The sequence below is a fragment of the Paenibacillus sp. Negev47 genome, assembly GCF_058313655.1.
The window spans coordinates 5,071,140-5,088,794 of the sequence record NZ_CM177754.1; the positions used below are offsets into that span (position 1 = coordinate 5,071,140).

Sequence of the window (17,655 nt, forward strand, 5' to 3'; positions counted from 1 at the left end):
AAATAAATAAGCCAAGCTTCAACGTATTGTTATTGTATCGTTCGCTATAATTGTAGTGTTTTTATTCATGTGCAAAGCGGTTTCGCCCTGTATTACCCTTCACGCTCGCCACCTAAACGGAGAATTATAGGGATTCGGAGGATATGGAATTACTGCAGTTTGGAATTCCTCCATAATCTTTTATAATAGAAAGATAGAAGGAATGGAAAGGTGGACATATACCTCATGAATCAAAACCCTTTATCTCGTCTTGAAGCCGATCTGTCCGGGCAAGGATTGGACGCCATGCTCATTACAGATCCGAAACATATCTACTATTTGACTGGATTTGCAAGCAATCCGCATGAACGTTTCCTTGGTCTGGTTCTGGCACGCGGTGAAGAACCCTTGTTAATCGTTCCTGCGCTCGATGCTGAAGCTGCCGCAGCTGCTTCCTCGGTATCCAACATTGCCACTCACACGGATACAGATAATCCGTACGCTTTGTTCGAACGTTATCAAGGGCGCTTGGGCCGAGTAGGTCTCGAAAAAGAGTACGTGACGGTCGCACGTTATGAGCAACTGACCGCCGCACTGGGTGCTGCCAGCTTTGAAGATGTTGGCCCACTGCTTCGCACATTGCGTGTCAAGAAAACACCCGATGAGGTAGCCCGCATTCGCCACGCCATTCAACTAATTGAAGAAACATTGCGTCAAGGCCTCTCTCATGTTCGTACAGGCGTAACCGAGATCGAGCTTGTTGCCGAGATGGAGTATCAGATGAAGAAACTGGGCGCTGATGGCCCATCCTTTGACACCATGGTGCTCACGGGATCCAAAACAGGTCTGCCGCATGGTACACCAGGTGAACGAAAACTGCAACATGGTGACCTTTTGATGTTCGACATGGGTGTCTATGCTGGCGGATATGCCTCGGATATCACGCGTACATTCGCTTTTGGTGACATCTCACCTGAACTCAAAACCATCTATAACACCGTGCTCGCAGCGAACGAAGCTGCCATCCAAGTGGTGAAACCAGGCATTACCTGTGCGGAAGTGGATCGTGCAGCACGTCAGGTGACGGAAGAAGCGGGATACGGCGAACGCTTCATGCACAGAGTAGGCCATGGATTGGGTATCGACGTGCATGAGTATCCTTCTCTCCATGGTGAAAATATGGACATCCTGAATGAAGGTACCGTGTTCACAATTGAACCGGGCATATATACCGCAGCAGGCGGTGTCCGTATCGAGGATGATGTCATTGTGACCGAGACGGGCGTGGAAGTTCTGACGACATATCCCAAAGAACTGCAGATCCTTACCGACTGATCTGAAGAGATTCCAACCGTACACGTACGCCTTCCTTCTACGTATGGGTGTACAGGTTGGTTACAGCCTTATATGCAAAAAGTCCCGCGAAACCATGAAGTCATGGATTTGCGGGACTTTTTGATGTGTACTTATAATTTTGTCGCTATGCGTATCTGCATACAGCATTGCGTGCAGCACATAACAGCGCATGCTCCATCAGAATTAAAGAGTAGCCTCTAATCTAGGCTTCATCCTTAAACTTAAAGCTACGTGCGGCATAGAGAAACGGCGTTCCGACCGCAGTCAATACGAATTTGATGACATAAGTGGTCAAGAAGATTTCCAGCCAGATATCCCAAGGGTAAATAAACGCAAACGCGATTGTGCAGAACACCAGTGTATCTACAAAGGAACTGACGATCGAGCTACCATTCGTGCGTATCCATAACTGATTGCGTCCAGGTGCTACCTTGCGTAGCCAGCTGAACAGTCGCACATCCAGGAACTGACTGATAAAATAGGCGGTCAGACTTCCGAGGGCCAGACGTGGCAGCATCCCAAACAGTTTTTCCATCGATTCTTGTGCAAAGTCCGTCGGTGCCGGATCAAAGAACAACACCATCTGCATCAGAACCGTTGTCATGATCAACGTAAAAAATCCGAACCAAACGGCCTTCCGCGCTTCCCCCGATCCGTACTTCTCATTGAGAAGGTCACTGGTCAGGTACATGCTGACATACATCGTGTTGCCTAGCGTCAGTACAATTCCCATGATATCTATCGTTTTGGTCACCTGAATGTTGGCTATAACCGTAGCCACACCAATCCAGGCATAGAGACCTTTTTTACCGAACAAGCGGTAACACAACAGGAAAAATCCATAAGTTACGAGAACGAAAACCGCTCCCCACCCTAAGTTAAACATAAATACATACACTGCCTTCCTAGTTTTGATTACGCGGGATGGTTACGAACCGCGGTTTGGCTCAGGGCCAAAACATGAATACTCTATCACATTTCTTGTCCCTTGAACAGCACTAAATAACCCCAAGCCTACCCGAGTGGCTACTTGAGTTAATGCGATTGCCGCAAAAAAGCCGCCTTTCGGATTCTCCGAAGGACGGCTCTTTTTAATTAAATTGTAGATGGCTTTGGCTCTTTATAGAAGCCTCTGCCTATTCATTCTGTATTACGCCTGAACGGCTGAATCCAGTTCACGGCTCTGATCATTGAATGTGTCTTGATCGTTTTCTTTCAAAATTTTGCTGGTTACAAGTCCTGAAGTCATGGACCCGTTGACGTTCAACGCTGTACGACCCATGTCGATCAGCGGTTCAACGGAGATCAGCAATCCTGCCAAAGCTACAGGCAGGTTCATGGTGGACAATACGATCAGGGAAGCGAAGGTTGCCCCGCCACCGACTCCGGCTACGCCGAATGAACTGATCATGACTACGAGGATCAAGGTCACAATGAAGTCCCAGCTCAGCGGATCGATGCCGACCGTTGGAGCAATCATCACCGCCAGCATGGCCGGATAGATCCCGGCGCAGCCGTTTTGCCCAATCGTAGCCCCAAAGCTAGCAGACAGATTCGCAATTCCATCCGATACACCCAGCTTCTTCGTCTGTGTCTCCACGTTCAATGGAATAGCTGCCGCACTTGAACGGGACGTAAAGGCAAATACCAGTGTTGGCAGAACCTTTTTCAGATACGTAATCGGGTTGAAGCCAGAGAGCGAGATGATAATCAAGTGAATGATGAACATGACGAGCAGCGCCACGTAGGATGCGACAACGAATTTGATTAACTTCAGAATCTCATCCGGATTCGTGGTCGCTGTTACCTTCGTAATCAGGGCCAAAATACCGTATGGTGTCAACCGAAGTACCAATGTTACAATTCGCATAACCACCGCATATACCGCATTAACCATGCCTCGGAACGTTTCCGCCTGCTGTGGTTTTTTGCGATCCAGTCCAAGTACAGCTACACCGATGAACGCGGAGAAGATAACAACCGCCAATGTGGAAGAACGACGTTCTCCTGTCATATCTGCAAATGGATTCGAAGGAATGAATTCCAGCACCTGCTGTGGAATCGTCTGATCCTGTACATCAACAAGACGTTCCTCCATGCGCTGTCCTTGCGCAAGCTCCCGATCTCCACCCTCGATTTCGATCGAAGTCAGATTGAAGCTGAGGCTCGTTACAATGCTGACTCCTGCCGCAATCGCCGTTGTAATCAACAGGATCGCAATAATGGAGACACTCATTTTACCGAGGTTTTGCTTGCCTTTCAGATTCATGATGGCCGAGATGATCGACACCATAATCAATGGAATCACGACCATCTGTAACAAACGAACATATCCTGAACCGACCAGATTAAACCAATCGACCGACTTCGTAATGACATCCGAACCGGATGTGTAGATCAATTGAAGAATTACACCGTACACAACCCCCATACCCAGACCCGCAAATACGCGTTTCGTAAAGGAAATGTGTTTCTTCTGCATCCAGTAGAGCACACCCAGCAACGCGAGTATGACCACTACATTCAAAATGACTAGAAAAGTATTCATTACTTTAAATCCTCCTCATATGTGTGCATAACCGGAATTTATCCGGTATTCTCTTCTTCGCTCAAAGCGATATTTTACAATATATCATATAACAAACTATTCTGGTAGGTATTAATTGATATTATGTAATATGCATGTAACAGATTCATCTATTTCTGAAAAAAATACACCAAATCGTGAAAATTGTTCTATTCAACCCCCGGTTAATTTTGTAATATAGGTATATCCGCTTATTCCCAAGTTTTCTCAACGTATAATTTAGGTCTTTCTTCATTGGTAGATAGGTCTTATGATTACGGAAAAGCGACAATGTTAATGAACATGACGTGAAAGGATGATCATATGTTTCGTAATCGCACCGTTGCCGGTAAAATCAGAGGTACTTTGTTCCTCGTCTTGCTGGTTGCTTCCCTGTTGTTCAGTATCAGTTTTTACGCCGTATCGATGAATATTATTCAAAGTTACGTGCTCCCGCAGATCGACAAAGTCCTAAACACGTCCATACAGGATATATACAAGAACACCTCTGCTTCTAAAATTCTACAGGTACAGAGCGGCGGAGCCGGTTCTGAAGGTGCTGCCATGACCGTGGAATCGTATCTGGCCGATAAAGCAAAAGAACATAATCTGGATGCAGCCTATATTGTTGCTATTCAAGATGGCTCAGCCAAAGTTGTTGTTGCCAACTCTTCCTCAGGCATGAAAGCCCAGGATGATATTAATGTAGAACCAGCAATGAATGCAGCCATTGAGAACAAAGAAATGGTAATCAGCGAGGTCTACTCCGATTCCTTTGGTGTACATAAAGCAGCCTTCATTCCAATTGCAGGAAGTAACATGATTATGGCTGTGAGCATGGATGCCCAGTTCATTCAGGACAAGATTACCCAGGTCTTTTGGTTATGTCTTGGAATTACAGCATTAGTGTTCGTGCTCGGATGGCTTATCTCAACTAGTATGATCAAAAGAGTTACCAAACCGATCATCAAGCTCGTTCAACATAGCAAACAAATATCCCAAGGTGATCTGACCGCTGAGCTAGAGATCAAAGGTAAAGATGAAATTGCCCAGCTTGCCGCAAGCTTCCAGACGATGACGCATAATCTGAAAGAAATGATCAGCCGTGCCTTGTCCACGTCCAATGAAGTTGTTGCCGGCTCCAATGACCTGCTTCAGCGGGTTGAATCGATGTCCGGTATGGTTCGTAGTTCCAGCCGCTCCGCAGAAGATGCAGAGAAAGGCAGCATCAGCATTGCCTCAAGCGCATCCGAGAACGCCAGAGCTATGGAAGAAATTACGCAGGGTATCATGCATATTGCTTCTTCTTCCGCTGAAGTGTCCGAGCAAATTAGTGAAGCAGCCAACGAGGCAGTTAACGGTAACCGACTGGCTCAGAATGCTGTTGAGCAGATGGAACGTGTTGGTCAGACCGCAAGCGAATCGCTGCGTTATGTTGAAACCATGAATGAACGTTCGGTAGCCATCGGCACCATTGTTGCTTCCATTTTTGAAATCACCAAACAGATTAACATGCTGTCACTCAATGCCTCCATTGAAGCAGCACGTGCCGGAGAGCACGGACGCGGATTCGCTGTCGTTGCTGGAGAAGTTCGCAAACTTGCCGAGCAATCCAAGACAGCCACCGAGGAAATTTCGGATTATCTGGGTACCATTCGTGAAGACGCTGAACGTTCGGTTGACGCCATGAATCGCGTAACCCAGGAGATTGGTTCAGGCACCAGTGTTGTTCAACAAGCAGGTTCAGCGTTCCAGCAACTGAATGAATTAATCCAAAACGTCAATCTGACGATCCAGACCGTCTCTGCTTCTACACAACAAGTATCCGCTGGTGCAGAAGAAGTGAGTGCGTCCGTTGAAGAAACGGCTCAGATTACGTCCAAATCTCGTGAGAGCATGCTACAGATTGCTTCAACAGCAGATCTTCAGCTCAGCGAGATGGATTCACATTCGAATACGGTTCGTCATCTGCATGAGCAAGCGGTAGAACTGCAATCCGCCATGAAGAATTTCAAAATAAACTAACAGGTATACCATTAACCCATCATTCCCTGATTCAAACCTCATTTAATCATAGGATATGCAATACCCCCATGCCGCTAACATTCCGTTTCTAGAGAACGGGTTGTCAGACATGGGGGTATTCTTGTATAACATATGTGTTATAAGGATAATAAATGCTATTTCATAATCATTGCCTGAGCTGTACTGACATTGTTCACTCTGGTGCTTGAACACCCATAATCTCGTACACACGCTTCATATCCAATGCCGAACGCAATGATTCGGCTACCCGATCGAACTCCATCTCCTTACGTTCATGCGCATTATATGTCTCCCGAAGCGGAGGCAGTCCTTTTCCTGCGCGTAAGGCATTCAGCCACGAACGTCGGAATGGATCACTTTCAAATAAACCATGCAGATAGGTCCCCCACACACTGCCATCCACTGTGCCCCAGCCTTCATGGAATGGTTCACCACCTGGATGGGAGATTTCAAATAGTGCGGTTACACGTTCAGGCTCATGGCACTCCGTAACGCCCATATGAATCTCATATCCGTTAATGGGTAAAGGGGATACCTCCGCATCTGTTTCACCATACAGCCGGATCGGATTCTGAGGTTGCACTCGTCCGGAAGCCCTGACTGTCTGCTTGTTCTGAAGAAACGTTGTGGATAGAGGAAGCCAGCCCAGTCCCTTCGCTTCCTGGATCTGATTCGCCTCCACAGCAAACGGATCCTTCAAATGTCGTCCAAGCATCTGGTATCCGCCACATATCCCTACGAGCTGAACGTTCTCACGTTCGGTCTGGCTCGCAATCGCTTGCTCCAGTCCTGATTCACGCAGAAACGCCAGATCCCCTATGGTATCCTTCGTACCAGGTAGAAGAATGGCATCCGGACTGCCCAATTCTTCTGGCGAGGTCACATAACGCACACTCACATCCGGTTCACGGGAAAGTGCGTCAAAGTCTGTAAAGTTGGAAATTCTCGGATAGCGGATCACCACCAGATCCAGCTCTGTCTTGCCGGATTTCCCAAGACGCATGGAGTCCAGCACGACGGAATCCTCCGCTTCAATCTGAATATCTCTTATGTAAGGTAATACACCCAATACTGGAATGCCTGTCCGTTCTTCGAGCCAGTCGAGTCCCGGCTGCAACAGAGACAGATCGCCGCGAAACTTGTTGATGATAAACCCTTTCACTCGATCGACCTCATGTGGTTCTAGCAGCTCCAGTGTGCCGACAATAGAAGCAAATACGCCGCCCCGATCAATATCGGAGATCAGAATCACCGGTGCGTCCGCCCAACCTGCCAGATTCATGTTCACGATATCCCGGTCCTTCAGATTAATCTCCGCAGGACTGCCTGCTCCTTCCATCAGTACCACATCGTATGTGTCCCGCAACCGATTCAGCGCATCCATCACCGTCTGCTTTGCTTCAGGCAGGAACTTCTGCCGATAATCTGATGCACTCATCTGGGCAAAAGGCACACCATGTACCACGATCTGCGAATGCATGTCCCGCACCGGCTTGATCAGAATCGGATTCATATCCGTCGTCGCTTCAATACCGCAGGCTTCAGCCTGTGCTCCTTGGGCCCGGCCAATCTCCTTGCCGTCTTCTGTTACGTAGGAATTCAGTGCCATGTTCTGTGACTTGAACGGGGCTGGCTTGAAGCCATCCTGCTTGAATATACGGCACAGCGCCGTTGTAATCACGCTTTTCCCCACATCCGATGCCGTCCCTTGCAGCATAAGTACTGCCGCAGGTTGTTGTACAGGCGAATCTTCCACGCACCATCACCTCAGTCTCCTGTTATGTCTCACCTTACTCATTCCTTGCGTTTTTCATAGCCAAAAGAGTCCCTGAAGCACACTCAGCACCGTGAGCAAAGCTGCTTCCAGCAGCTCATTCATCGCTCCGTACGTGTCTCCTGTAAGTCCGCCCAGCCTTTCACTGATGCGTGCAGCAACGAATTTACCAATGATGTAACACGCAAAAGGTACAACAACAACAGCTGACACAGGATACAACCACCATGGCAATGTTCCCAGGCTACTCATCATGGCATCTGCGGTGCCTATATCCGGCCGAAATATCCATACAGCAGCAAACGTAATTACACCTGCAAGAAGGGTCAGCCCGACCGCAGAGCTGCGCGCACGCTGGACTTCCTTCCGCTCACCCAATCCTTTGAATAAGACTGCAAGTCCGTCATCTCCACGTGCATTCGGCCAGGCTGAGATGGCATACACCATGAACCAGCGACTCCAGATCATGGGCAGGATCAACAGCGCACCATAGATCCAGTTACCATGTGCGATCAAATCTGCGATCAAGGCTGCTTTCATCATCAGCAGCAGGACGCAGGCGATCACGCCCATCGCCCCTACACGGCTGTCCTTCATGATTTCCAGCATCCGTTCACGGGTACGATAGCTGAGCAATCCATCCGCCGTATCCATCCAGCCATCCAGATGAAGGCCACCAGTGAGCCATACCCATAATGTTAAGGTTAATACGGCAGCGGGAAAGGCGGGAAGTACCGCACCCGTTAAGGCCCCTGCGAGCCAAACGCATAGTCCAATCGCTGCACCCACCAGTGGATAATACACGACACTTTCCCGCAGTAGTGGCGGGACGAAGTCAATCTGCGTTTTTACCGGAAATCGGGACAAAAATTGAAAAGCGGCCGCAGCCGCATGTTTACGTTGATGAGTGCGATCTGTCATAAACGATACTCCTTGCTTTTCAGCTCAATCGCAATGCCTACAGTCACCAGGAACACTTCACGGCATATGGCTGCAATCCGCTGATTTAATATGCCTGCCAGATCCCGATATTTTCTGCCGAGCGCATACTCTGGTACAATACCATCGCCCACTTCATTCGTGACAAGCACAAGCAGACCCGGGTACAATCTGATTGCTACTACCAGTGCATCCATGTGATCTTGCAAAACCTGCTCTTCGTGTTCATGTGCAAGCAAAACATTGGTCAACCAGAGCGTCAGACAATCGACCAGAATCGTCGGTGCAGAATTACCCATATGGTCTTCTCCCATGCGTGTAATGAGTGCCGGTAATGCGAGTGGTTCCTCCAACGTGTGCCATAGATAACCTGATGCCTCGCGCTGATTCTGGTGCAGACTTATACGCTCGCGCATCTCGTCATCATACGCCTGAGCCGTAGCCACATACCATGCCTCCGAGGAACGCTGCATACAGAGACGCTCGGCAAATGAACTTTTACCACTACGCGCCCCACCCGTCACCAACACACTCATAGCGAGACATCTCCTTGAACTGTCGAAGCACCTGCAGCATCAGAATCCGCTACATCACTCTTACGTGCACCCGCATCGGCATCCAAAGCCTTATTTGTCCCATCGGATACCCCTGCACTTGCAAAAGTTGCCATCTCGTTCAAAAGGAGACAGGCTGCATCAATCAGATGAAGACTGAGCACACCTCCGGTTCCTTCGCCCAGCCGCATATCCAGATCCAGCATCGGTTTCAGGTCAAGTTCGCGAAGCAGGGTTGCATGTCCACTTTCATGCGAGGTATGGGAAGCAATCATATAGGCTGTGCTCACGGGAGCAAGCTGTCTTGCAATCAAGGCGGCAGCAGTGGAGATGAATCCATCCACGACAACAGGACATCCGTTCGCAGCTGCAGCAAGAATCACACCCGTCAGTCCGGCAATCTCCAGGCCACCCACTTTGCAAAGTACGTCCAGTGCATCTTCCCTATTCGGGGAATTCACACTAAGCGCCTGGCTAACCACGGCGGCTTTACGCCGCAATCCCGCATCATCAATACCCGTTCCTCGCCCAACCGCGGAAGCTGGTGCGATTCCTGTTAATGCACACATCACCGCTGCACTTGCCGTTGTATTGCCAATCCCCATTTCCCCGGTTACGAACAATTGTGTTCCCTTTGCCACCTCTGCCGATACGACGTCGACCCCTGCAAGAATGGCTTGAATCGCTTCATCGCGAGTCATTGCGGCACCCTTGGCCATGTTGGCCGTACCTTTACGAACTTTGCGGGAAAGCAGGTCAGGATGTTCCAGATCGGCATTAACCCCGATATCCACACAGATTACATCGGCTCCGGCGTGACGGGCAAGTACATTGACTGCAGCCCCACCAGCCAGGAAATTAAGGACCATCTGCGGCGTCACCTCGGCAGGGAAAGCACTGATACCTTCCGCCACCACGCCGTGATCTGCGGCCATGACAATGACGGCTCTGCGATCCAAATGTGGACGAGCCTTGCCAGTGATTCCTGCAAGACGAATAACCAGCTGTTCCAGCTTACCCAGACTGCCGGGTGGTTTCGTCAATGCATCCACATGTGCGGAGGCTTCCGCCGCAACTTCTTCATTAGGAGCCACGATCCGACCCAGTAACTGTTCCAACACCTGTTCATTATTCATACAGCCAGCACTTCCTTCTTCAAAATATGGGTTGCCCCGCTTCATTCATTCCTTCTCCCGCCGCAGCAAGAGCTGAGGTATTCCATTGTCAGGATGAATCACCATCGCAGGTTTCACGCGAAAGATGTCCTGAATATTGTCTTCGGTCATCAAGGTATGTGGCGTTCCATTCCCCACCACTTTGCCTTCTCGCAGCGCCAGAATGTGATCGCAGAACTGCGCAGCCAGATTCAGATCATGCAGCACAGCCACAATCGTAATTTGGTTCTTTTGCCGCCATGTTGATAATAACTCCATAAATTGCAATTGATATTTGATATCCAGAAACGTAGTGGGTTCATCCAGCAATAATAACCTGGGCTCCTGAGCCATGACCTTGGCAAGTGCCACCCGTTGTCGCTGTCCTCCACTTAGTGCATCCAATGGCCTTTCAGCCATATCCGTCAATCCCAGCTCCTCCAGTACCCGGTCAACCACAGCCGCTCCATCTGCTGATTCTCGCCCAAGCCAATTCTGGTATGGATAACGCCCCATCTCCACAACATCCCTCACAGGATAGGAAATTGCAGGCAGACCATCCTGTTGTAACACGGCGATCATGCGTGACAGATCTTTCCGACTGTATGAGGTAATATCACGGCCATCAATACGTATACTGCCTGCGCTTGACTGTTCCGTCCCTGCAAGGAGCTGGAGCAGGGTGGACTTGCCACTGCCGTTTGGACCGACGACACCCCACCAGTCCCCCTCCGTAACTTCCCAGTCCACCCCGTCCAGAGCTTGATGACTGCCATACATTTTACCTGCCCCGGCAACCGCGATTAGAGCTTCGCCCAAACCAGCACTCATGGCATCATCCCCTTCCGCAGTTTCTTATTCCGGTGTAGCAGATAAGCGAAGAATGGTGCACCTACAAAGGCCGTCACCACACCGAGCGGAATTTCGGTCGGCGCCAGTAAAGATCGGGCGATCGTATCTGCCCAGACCATGAAGATGGCCCCACCAATAGCGGATAGAGGCACCAGCAATCGATAGTCAGGCCCAACAAGTAGCCGAAGGATATGCGGGATTACCAGTCCTACGAAGCCAATAACGCCGGATACAGAGACCGCTCCTGCGGTAAGCAGTGTTCCCACAGCAAGCACGGACAGCTTCAGCCGATCGACGCCAACCCCGATATGTGCAGCTTGACGTTCTCCGAGCGCCAGGACATTCAAGGAACGTGCCCGACTCCAGAGAAAGATCAGGCCCAGCAGAAAATACGGGAAAAGGATGGCCGTATACGACCACCCACGCAGAGCCAGACTTCCCATCGTCCAGTATATAATTTCATTAATGGTCTGTTTCGACATCGTCGACAGGAAGGAAACCACCGCTCCCAAGAAACTTTGCATCACTACACCAGCCAGAATCAGGCTATGCGTTGGTATTTTGCGTCCTTCACGAGCCAAGGACATGACGAACCATAATGTTAGTACACCCGTCAAAAACGCCACCAGTGGCAACGTCCAGATTCCGATCAGTGCATACTGCAATCCGAAGAAAATCAGGAAGGCTGCACCCACCGAAGCGCCGGATGATACGCCCAGGGTGAACGGGTCTGCCAGCGGGTTCCGAAGAACCCCCTGAAATCCCGCACCGGCAATCGCCAGCGATGCGCCCACGAGCACGGCAAGCAGTACACGTGGGAATCTGACTTTCCATATAATCTGTTCGGCTGCTGCACTCCAGTCGGGCGTGATCCAGTCTCCCACCCATGGCAAGTGATGAAGCAGGATACCCGCAATGTCACGAATAGGCAAGGAAACCGAACCGATGCCCGTGCAGATGAGCACGGTTAACACAAGCAGTGCGATCCCTGCCGATGCGTACACGGCCAGTTTTTTACTCATTGGAACAGGTCAGGATAGATCGCTTTGGCTACTTCTTTCAGACCTTCGGTTACTCGTGGTCCCGGACGACTGAGCAGGTTCGCATCGAGACCAATGACTGCATCGTTCTTCACAGCCGTAATTTGATCCCAGCCACTGCGAGCTTTAATGATCTGATCCAGTGTTTTGGAGTTTTCATCAATGACATCATTTGCATACAGAATCACATCCGGGTTGGAGGCAATCACATTTTCTTCATTGATCTGGTACCAGCCTTCTTTGTCCGCAGCAATATTGGTTCCTCCAGCTACGGTGATCAGTTCGTCCATGAACTCACCTTTACCTACCGACCAACCTGGAGAGAACTCAACATATACATTTTTCTTCTCTTCCGGCTTAACTGCACTCACCGCTTCAGTTACATCAGTCACATCCTGTTTCATCTGGGTGATGAGCTCCTGAGCTTTTTCTTGATGATCCATGATTTTACCGAATGTTTCGATATTGTTCATTACATCATCGATCGATTTTGGATCGGTTTTGAAAATGGTAATACCCAGCTCGCGCAGCTTCTTCACTGCATCTTCGCTCATGGAGATGCCTGTGAATACGATATCGGCTTCAGCCGCAATGATGGACTCTTCATTTGGCTTGGTTATGCCACCCATTTTCGCTTTGGTTGTTGCGGCTTCCGGATAATCATCATAGTCGGATACCCCTACAATCTGCTCGTCCAATCCAAGTGCGAATAGCGTTTCGGTTTCAGCTGGAGACACGGATACAATTTTGGCTGGTGCCTTGTCAAATGTGAACGATTCACCCGTTGCATCGGTAACGGTAAGTGGATATTGTGTTTTGAGATCCGTTTGCGCCTGGCCTTGGGACTGCTCCTGTGCCGGCTGCTGTGAAGTACCTGTGCCCTCGTTTGTTGTTGCATTACCACATCCGGCCAAAGCCAGTGCCAGTGCGGCTGCACTCAGCAGTGACGCTACGCTTTTCCAATTCTTGAAATTCATTCTGTTATTCTCCCCTTCTCTATTTGTGCTATTTTCTTGCATCATGCTTGAACTCTTACTACCCTTGCCTTGGTGTTCCTCTATAAGGTTTGAACTGCAACATTTACACGCTAACGGAGATTGCAGAACCGATCTGAAGAAACGAAGTGTTCGCCTTTATCACCGGATTTTCCGTTTCAAAAAGGGAATCAAAAAATCTGGGGATAACAGCGATCGGAAAATGGTACTGCAATCGGAGTGACCTCGTGTAAAATTGGTCTCGGTTCATCTTACATGAACAATAAAAAATCCCTAATCCTTACGCTAGGATTAGGGATGACGTCTCGCATATGGCGATCTGTACATGTCCAACGTATGGTTGTGCATGCACATAGAACTGCCCGAAACGCTGTCCTTTCCTCGAAGGAACACCGGTTTGAACGTCCAGGGCAGGTAACCTGACTTACAGGAATTGTTCCTGATTTACAGTGGCGGGACCGTGCCGGACTTGCACCGGCTTCCCTATTTCACCCGTATGCCATCCATGACTATATTGAGCCATGAACCATTACTGCACGCACGCGGGACCCTTGGTCGCTGATATGGATTAACCATTCAAGTGAGCAATCTGCATTCATGTGCAGGCATTATTGCCTGTCACACGAAACTACAGTGCTGTCACACTTCTGTTGTGATTATAGGTTATATTGCACATCCTTACAACCCGATTCCCGGAAAAGCCACCCTCGTGCCAACCCACTGATCTCCATGTTGTTCCAGCCGTACCTGTATCGCTTGCCCCGGAATCACCTGCGTATCCCAGAATCCCAGATCGGCAATGAGACGAGATAATGCATACCGGATTACACCGCCGTGCGTAACAACAATAATCGTTGGCACGTCAGCCTCACGAGATTGCATCGACGAACAATCCGCCCATAAGCATTCTTGCAGAAATGAATCGATCCGCACAGTAAATGCCTGCCATGACTCCCCTTCTGGCGGGGTGACGTCCTGTGGAGCATCGATCCAATCCCGGTACTGTGGGTTGTCCTTGAGTTGATCGTACGTCAATCCTTCCCATTGACCAAAATCAACCTCTCGCAGGCGCGGGTCCAGCTTGACCTGCTCCAATGGATAAGGCCAGATCTGTCCCAGCGTTTGCTGACAACGGAGCAGATCACTGCAATATACCGTATCCCACGAGACGTTGCTTAATTGCTCGCGTAGCGAAGCCAGTTCTCTTTCTGCATCCGGCAGCAAAGCGATATCGGTATGCCCCAGATATTTTTTTTCCACATTCCACGCCGTTGTGCCATGACGTATAAACAGAATATTTCGCTGCTGTGATCCATTCTGCTCTACAGTTACTTCCATAACAGCGTACCTCCAGCAAGCCATATTCCCAGCGTCACCAATGTACACAGAACGACAAAAGAACCCGCCGACCAGAACATAAGACGTGTCGTTCGTACAATATCCTCTGCTGCCATAGGACGTGTCGCCTCACCCATATAGGCACGAAAAGAAGCTACGCCATGGTACACGTTGTGTCCCCCGAGTCTGATCCCCAGTGCTCCGGCCACCGCCGATTCGGGAAAACCACTATTCGGACTTGGATGCAATCTGGCATCCCGGTTCACCATACGTGCTGCGCCTTTGGCATCCAGTTTCATGACCCACGCGCCCACGATCAGCAGGATGGCGGTAAGCCTTGCGGGAATCCAGTTTGCCCAATCATCCAGACGGGCGGAAGCCCAGCCGAGATGCAGATACTTCTCATTTTTATAACCAACCATGGAATCCAATGTATTCACGGCACGATAAGCCATCGCAAGTGGTGCGCCACCAATTAACGCATAGAACAAAGGGGACACGATGGCGTCCACAATATTCTCGGCTACCGTCTCCACCGTTCCTCGCACAACCTCCGGTTCCTTCAGGTGAGCTGTGTCACGTCCAACAATCATGCCAAGTGAACGTCTTGCAGCAGGCCAATCCTTCTGAATCAGATGGTGATATACCTCCATGCCTGCATCCTTCAAGCCTTTGGAGGCAATTGTGGTCGCAATAAGCACGATTTCAGCCACTGCCGCTACAACGGGATGAATGAGACCCAGCACATATACGAATGCCCAAGTGATTACAAACGCCCCACCCGCAATCAGCAGCGGAAATAATAGACCGGCGCTCTTCAGCCCGGAATCCGTGCTCACACGGGAGCGAATGTTACGCTCTAGCGCAGAGATCGCTTTCCCCATGCCGATCACCGGATGAGGAATCCAGCGTGGATCACCGATGCAACGATCAAGTATGTATGCCCCTATAATAATCCAGGCACCCACCATTCCCGTCCAGAACGGCCAGGAGACCAGTTCTTCAATCTGAAATGTCATTACACCCTGTTCCTTTCTTTCCACTGCTGCCCAGCTTGCAGGCTTTCCGTGATCGTGTCATAGACCAACCTGCCAATGGCCGCACCAACAACCGTCGCCGTTCCTGCGTAAGCAATTAGCGGCTTTTGCTCGTCCAACTGACTCACCGCAAGTACAATAGCATCCGTTGTCGTTCCAGTGGCCAGCAGCCCGTTCTCCGAGTCCGCAACACCGAAATCAGCCAGTGCCGCTGCTTTGGCTTCTACCGCAGTCTGGATCGCATTCACCATCGCTCCCGATGTCATGCGTCCATTCAACCATAACATGACATTAATCGTGCCCGGGATGTAGGGCTTCATGAATTGAGATTGGGTGGTTGATTTTAAAGGTGTTACAGCAACAGTCTCGTTTCCCTCCGTATCAAATACGGTTCTTACGGAACCTGCCCGTGCAGCATTGGACACCCCGGCTGTTGTACAACACAGAACTCCGAATTCCTCACTGGCGTATTCCTGAATAGAGGTATGCTCCAGTCTAACCGCTGTCAACAGTCCCGCACATTGATCAAGCTTCTCCTGCCATTCATTCAGAGAACGTTCGATATCACGGGGAGGATCATCACAGCGATAATGCCGATCCACATAGATGTTAAATATCCGATCCAGTTCGAGCATCCCGCCGCCATACACCGCACTGGAAAGTGCACTTGCAACAGAAGGACTCGCAGCTCTGATATGTTGATCGTGTGCAGTAATCTTCAACCCGGGCCATGAAGAGGAACGATATTCGTTCTCGTCTGCCTCTGCATTCTTGTAGTAATTATAAAATGCCAGTGTCATCGCACGTTCCCCCTGCTCCGATCATGTGTCGCTTGTGGTGTGGGTGCTCCATTACACTTCCTAACACTTCGAGTAAGCGCTCGTTGGCTTCTGCATCCTTTACTGCCAAGCGAACATGTCGCTCACCAAGTCCTGGATACATGGCACAGCTACGGATCAAAATCCCACGCTTACCCAAAGCCGCCTGCATGGATGCTGCTGTCCAGGGCTTAGGCAGCTGTATCAGAATAAAATTGGCTTCTCCCGGCGTTACCACACAACCATATGATTCCAAGCCTTTCGTTAAACACACCCGTTCCCGTGCGATCTGCGCCAGCGTGTCCTGTTCGAATCGTTCTCCGCTGCGCAGACAGGCTTCACCTGCAATCAACGCCAATCCATTCACACTCCAGGTCACTTGTTTCTCCGTCATGGCACGAATCCATTCTGGACGTCCCAAGGCATACCCCAGACGCAGACCCGGAATGGCATAAAACTTCGTCATCGATCGGATGATGATCACCTGTGGATATTCGTCCAATCTGGGTGCAAGGGATTGTCGCCTTGATTCAGGTATGAAATCCATAAACGCCTCATCGATGACCAGAACAGTACCTGTTTTCTCTGCTTTGCGGGCAAGACGATGCAGTACCTCCACCGGATACTGTACGCCATTCGGATTGTTCGGCTGACCGAGAAACAGCAGGTCTACCTGTTCCATCAGTCGTTCAATGTCCTCAGGTTCAGCACGCCACTCCAGCTCCTCACGTCCCTCCACATGCTGGACTTCCGCACCGAATTGTCGCGCTAAAGAACGATATTCCGAAAATCCGGGTTCCACTGTGCCGACCTTCTGCGGAGTAAGTCCGAGCAAGATCAGCGCCATGCTTTCGGCAGCGCCATTGCCCACCGAAATATGGTCCTGTGGCACACCCAAACGTTCACTGAGTAATGATTTGAACCCACGATGACCCGGATCAGGATAACGAAGCACCGACTGCAATCCTTGCTCCAAAGCCTCCAAGACTTCCCTTGGCGGGCCCAATGGATTGATATTTGCGCTAAAGTCGAGAAAATCTGCAGCATTGCCTCCAAACCGGGATGCGGCCGTCTCCACGTCACCGCCATGTCCGAAAACTTCGATATAACCGGTCATTCTTCCGTCACCCTTTCTACATGTCCTTTTTATTATGGATGGCGTGGGAGGTACGGGTCAATCCCGTTTTAGGTGTGTTCCTTCCAATCC

General features: G+C 49.9%; 15 protein-coding genes and 1 riboswitch. Of the genes, 2 read left to right on the forward strand and 13 right to left on the reverse strand.

What is annotated here, in order from left to right; translation table 11 throughout:
* Positions 1-225 precede the first annotated feature (225 nt).
* Entirely contained in the window at positions 226-1,314 is a 1,089-nt protein-coding gene (locus AC4G47_RS22915; RefSeq protein ID WP_491102869.1) for a M24 family metallopeptidase, read from the forward strand.
* Positions 1,315-1,537: 223 nt separating this feature from the next.
* Here AC4G47_RS22915 and AC4G47_RS22920 read toward each other — a convergent pair whose 3' ends face one another.
* On the reverse strand, positions 1,538-2,221 hold the full coding sequence (locus AC4G47_RS22920; protein ID WP_491102871.1) for a queuosine precursor transporter: 684 nt from the start codon (positions 2,219-2,221) through the stop codon (positions 1,538-1,540).
* 264 nt (positions 2,222-2,485) lie between these two features.
* Complete coding sequence (locus AC4G47_RS22925) at positions 2,486-3,883, reverse strand: L-cystine transporter (RefSeq protein ID WP_491102873.1); 1,398 nt, start codon at positions 3,881-3,883, stop codon at positions 2,486-2,488.
* Between the two features lie 342 nt (positions 3,884-4,225).
* On the opposite strand from AC4G47_RS22925, the gene AC4G47_RS22930 reads away from it, so the two are divergent.
* Complete coding sequence (locus AC4G47_RS22930) at positions 4,226-5,926, forward strand: methyl-accepting chemotaxis protein (RefSeq protein WP_491102875.1); 1,701 nt, start codon at positions 4,226-4,228, stop codon at positions 5,924-5,926.
* A gap of 193 nt (positions 5,927-6,119) precedes the next feature.
* Here AC4G47_RS22930 and AC4G47_RS22935 read toward each other — a convergent pair whose 3' ends face one another.
* From AC4G47_RS22935 to cobD, 11 genes are all read right to left on the reverse strand, one after another.
* Positions 6,120-7,664, reverse strand: coding sequence for a cobyric acid synthase (locus AC4G47_RS22935; RefSeq protein ID WP_491106765.1), 1,545 nt, complete (start codon positions 7,662-7,664; stop codon positions 6,120-6,122).
* Between the two features lie 93 nt (positions 7,665-7,757).
* Complete coding sequence (gene cobS, locus AC4G47_RS22940) at positions 7,758-8,642, reverse strand: adenosylcobinamide-GDP ribazoletransferase (RefSeq protein ID WP_491102877.1); 885 nt, start codon at positions 8,640-8,642, stop codon at positions 7,758-7,760.
* Complete coding sequence (gene cobU / locus AC4G47_RS22945) at positions 8,639-9,196, reverse strand: bifunctional adenosylcobinamide kinase/adenosylcobinamide-phosphate guanylyltransferase (RefSeq protein ID WP_491102879.1); 558 nt, start codon at positions 9,194-9,196, stop codon at positions 8,639-8,641. Before cobU ends, cobS begins: the two co-directional genes overlap by 4 nt.
* Entirely contained in the window at positions 9,193-10,350 is a 1,158-nt protein-coding gene (gene cobT / locus AC4G47_RS22950) for a nicotinate-nucleotide--dimethylbenzimidazole phosphoribosyltransferase (protein ID WP_491106766.1), read from the reverse strand. The genes cobU and cobT overlap by 4 nt, the downstream gene beginning before the upstream one ends.
* 45 nt (positions 10,351-10,395) lie before the next feature.
* The gene (locus tag AC4G47_RS22955; RefSeq protein WP_491102880.1) at positions 10,396-11,199 is read right to left on the reverse strand and encodes an ABC transporter ATP-binding protein; all 804 of its coding nucleotides are present in this window, start codon (positions 11,197-11,199) and stop codon (positions 10,396-10,398) included.
* Positions 11,196-12,242 (reverse strand): FecCD family ABC transporter permease, encoded by a 1,047-nt coding sequence (locus AC4G47_RS22960; protein WP_336759578.1) that lies wholly within the window; start codon positions 12,240-12,242, stop codon positions 11,196-11,198. Before AC4G47_RS22960 ends, AC4G47_RS22955 begins: the two co-directional genes overlap by 4 nt.
* Positions 12,239-13,237: an ABC transporter substrate-binding protein gene (locus tag AC4G47_RS22965; RefSeq protein ID WP_491102882.1), complete on the reverse strand. Its 999-nt coding sequence runs from the start codon at positions 13,235-13,237 to the stop codon at positions 12,239-12,241. The genes AC4G47_RS22960 and AC4G47_RS22965 overlap by 4 nt, the downstream gene beginning before the upstream one ends.
* A 410-nt stretch (positions 13,238-13,647) precedes the next feature.
* A riboswitch (cobalamin riboswitch) is annotated at positions 13,648-13,794 on the reverse strand.
* A 139-nt stretch (positions 13,795-13,933) separates the two neighbouring features.
* A complete protein-coding gene (locus tag AC4G47_RS22970) occupies positions 13,934-14,593 on the reverse strand; it encodes a histidine phosphatase family protein (protein WP_491102883.1) in 660 nt (219 codons plus the stop codon).
* Positions 14,584-15,564, reverse strand: coding sequence for an adenosylcobinamide-phosphate synthase CbiB (cbiB, locus tag AC4G47_RS22975; RefSeq protein WP_491106767.1), 981 nt, complete (start codon positions 15,562-15,564; stop codon positions 14,584-14,586). Before cbiB ends, AC4G47_RS22970 begins: the two co-directional genes overlap by 10 nt.
* 47 nt (positions 15,565-15,611) lie before the next feature.
* Complete coding sequence (locus tag AC4G47_RS22980) at positions 15,612-16,430, reverse strand: adenosylcobinamide amidohydrolase (RefSeq protein ID WP_491102884.1); 819 nt, start codon at positions 16,428-16,430, stop codon at positions 15,612-15,614.
* On the reverse strand, positions 16,411-17,565 hold the full coding sequence (gene cobD, locus AC4G47_RS22985; protein ID WP_491102885.1) for a threonine-phosphate decarboxylase CobD: 1,155 nt from the start codon (positions 17,563-17,565) through the stop codon (positions 16,411-16,413). The genes AC4G47_RS22980 and cobD overlap by 20 nt, the downstream gene beginning before the upstream one ends.
* Positions 17,566-17,655: the final 90 nt, after the last annotated feature.

Excerpts from the sequence above, each read along its gene's own strand:
- AC4G47_RS22960 (WP_336759578.1), bottom strand. The coding sequence starts at position 12,242 with ATGAGTAAAAAACTGGCCGTGTACGCATCGGCAGGGATCGCACTGCTT.
- AC4G47_RS22925 (WP_491102873.1), bottom strand. The coding sequence starts at position 3,883 with ATGAATACTTTTCTAGTCATTTTGAATGTAGTGGTCATACTCGCGTTG.
- cobT (WP_491106766.1), bottom strand. The coding sequence starts at position 10,350 with ATGAATAATGAACAGGTGTTGGAACAGTTACTGGGTCGGATCGTGGCT.
- AC4G47_RS22915 (WP_491102869.1), top strand. The coding sequence starts at position 226 with ATGAATCAAAACCCTTTATCTCGTCTTGAAGCCGATCTGTCCGGGCAA.
- AC4G47_RS22920 (WP_491102871.1), bottom strand. The coding sequence starts at position 2,221 with ATGTTTAACTTAGGGTGGGGAGCGGTTTTCGTTCTCGTAACTTATGGA.
- AC4G47_RS22980 (WP_491102884.1), bottom strand. The coding sequence starts at position 16,430 with ATGACACTGGCATTTTATAATTACTACAAGAATGCAGAGGCAGACGAG.
- AC4G47_RS22955 (WP_491102880.1), bottom strand. The coding sequence starts at position 11,199 with ATGAGTGCTGGTTTGGGCGAAGCTCTAATCGCGGTTGCCGGGGCAGGT.
- cobD (WP_491102885.1), bottom strand. The coding sequence starts at position 17,565 with ATGACCGGTTATATCGAAGTTTTCGGACATGGCGGTGACGTGGAGACG.
- cbiB (WP_491106767.1), bottom strand. The coding sequence starts at position 15,564 with ATGGTGGGTGCCTGGATTATTATAGGGGCATACATACTTGATCGTTGC.
- cobU (WP_491102879.1), bottom strand. The coding sequence starts at position 9,196 with ATGAGTGTGTTGGTGACGGGTGGGGCGCGTAGTGGTAAAAGTTCATTT.
- AC4G47_RS22930 (WP_491102875.1), top strand. The coding sequence starts at position 4,226 with ATGTTTCGTAATCGCACCGTTGCCGGTAAAATCAGAGGTACTTTGTTC.
- cobS (WP_491102877.1), bottom strand. The coding sequence starts at position 8,642 with ATGACAGATCGCACTCATCAACGTAAACATGCGGCTGCGGCCGCTTTT.
- AC4G47_RS22965 (WP_491102882.1), bottom strand. The coding sequence starts at position 13,237 with ATGAATTTCAAGAATTGGAAAAGCGTAGCGTCACTGCTGAGTGCAGCC.
- AC4G47_RS22970 (WP_491102883.1), bottom strand. The coding sequence starts at position 14,593 with ATGGAAGTAACTGTAGAGCAGAATGGATCACAGCAGCGAAATATTCTG.
- AC4G47_RS22935 (WP_491106765.1), bottom strand. The coding sequence starts at position 7,664 with ATGCTGCAAGGGACGGCATCGGATGTGGGGAAAAGCGTGATTACAACG.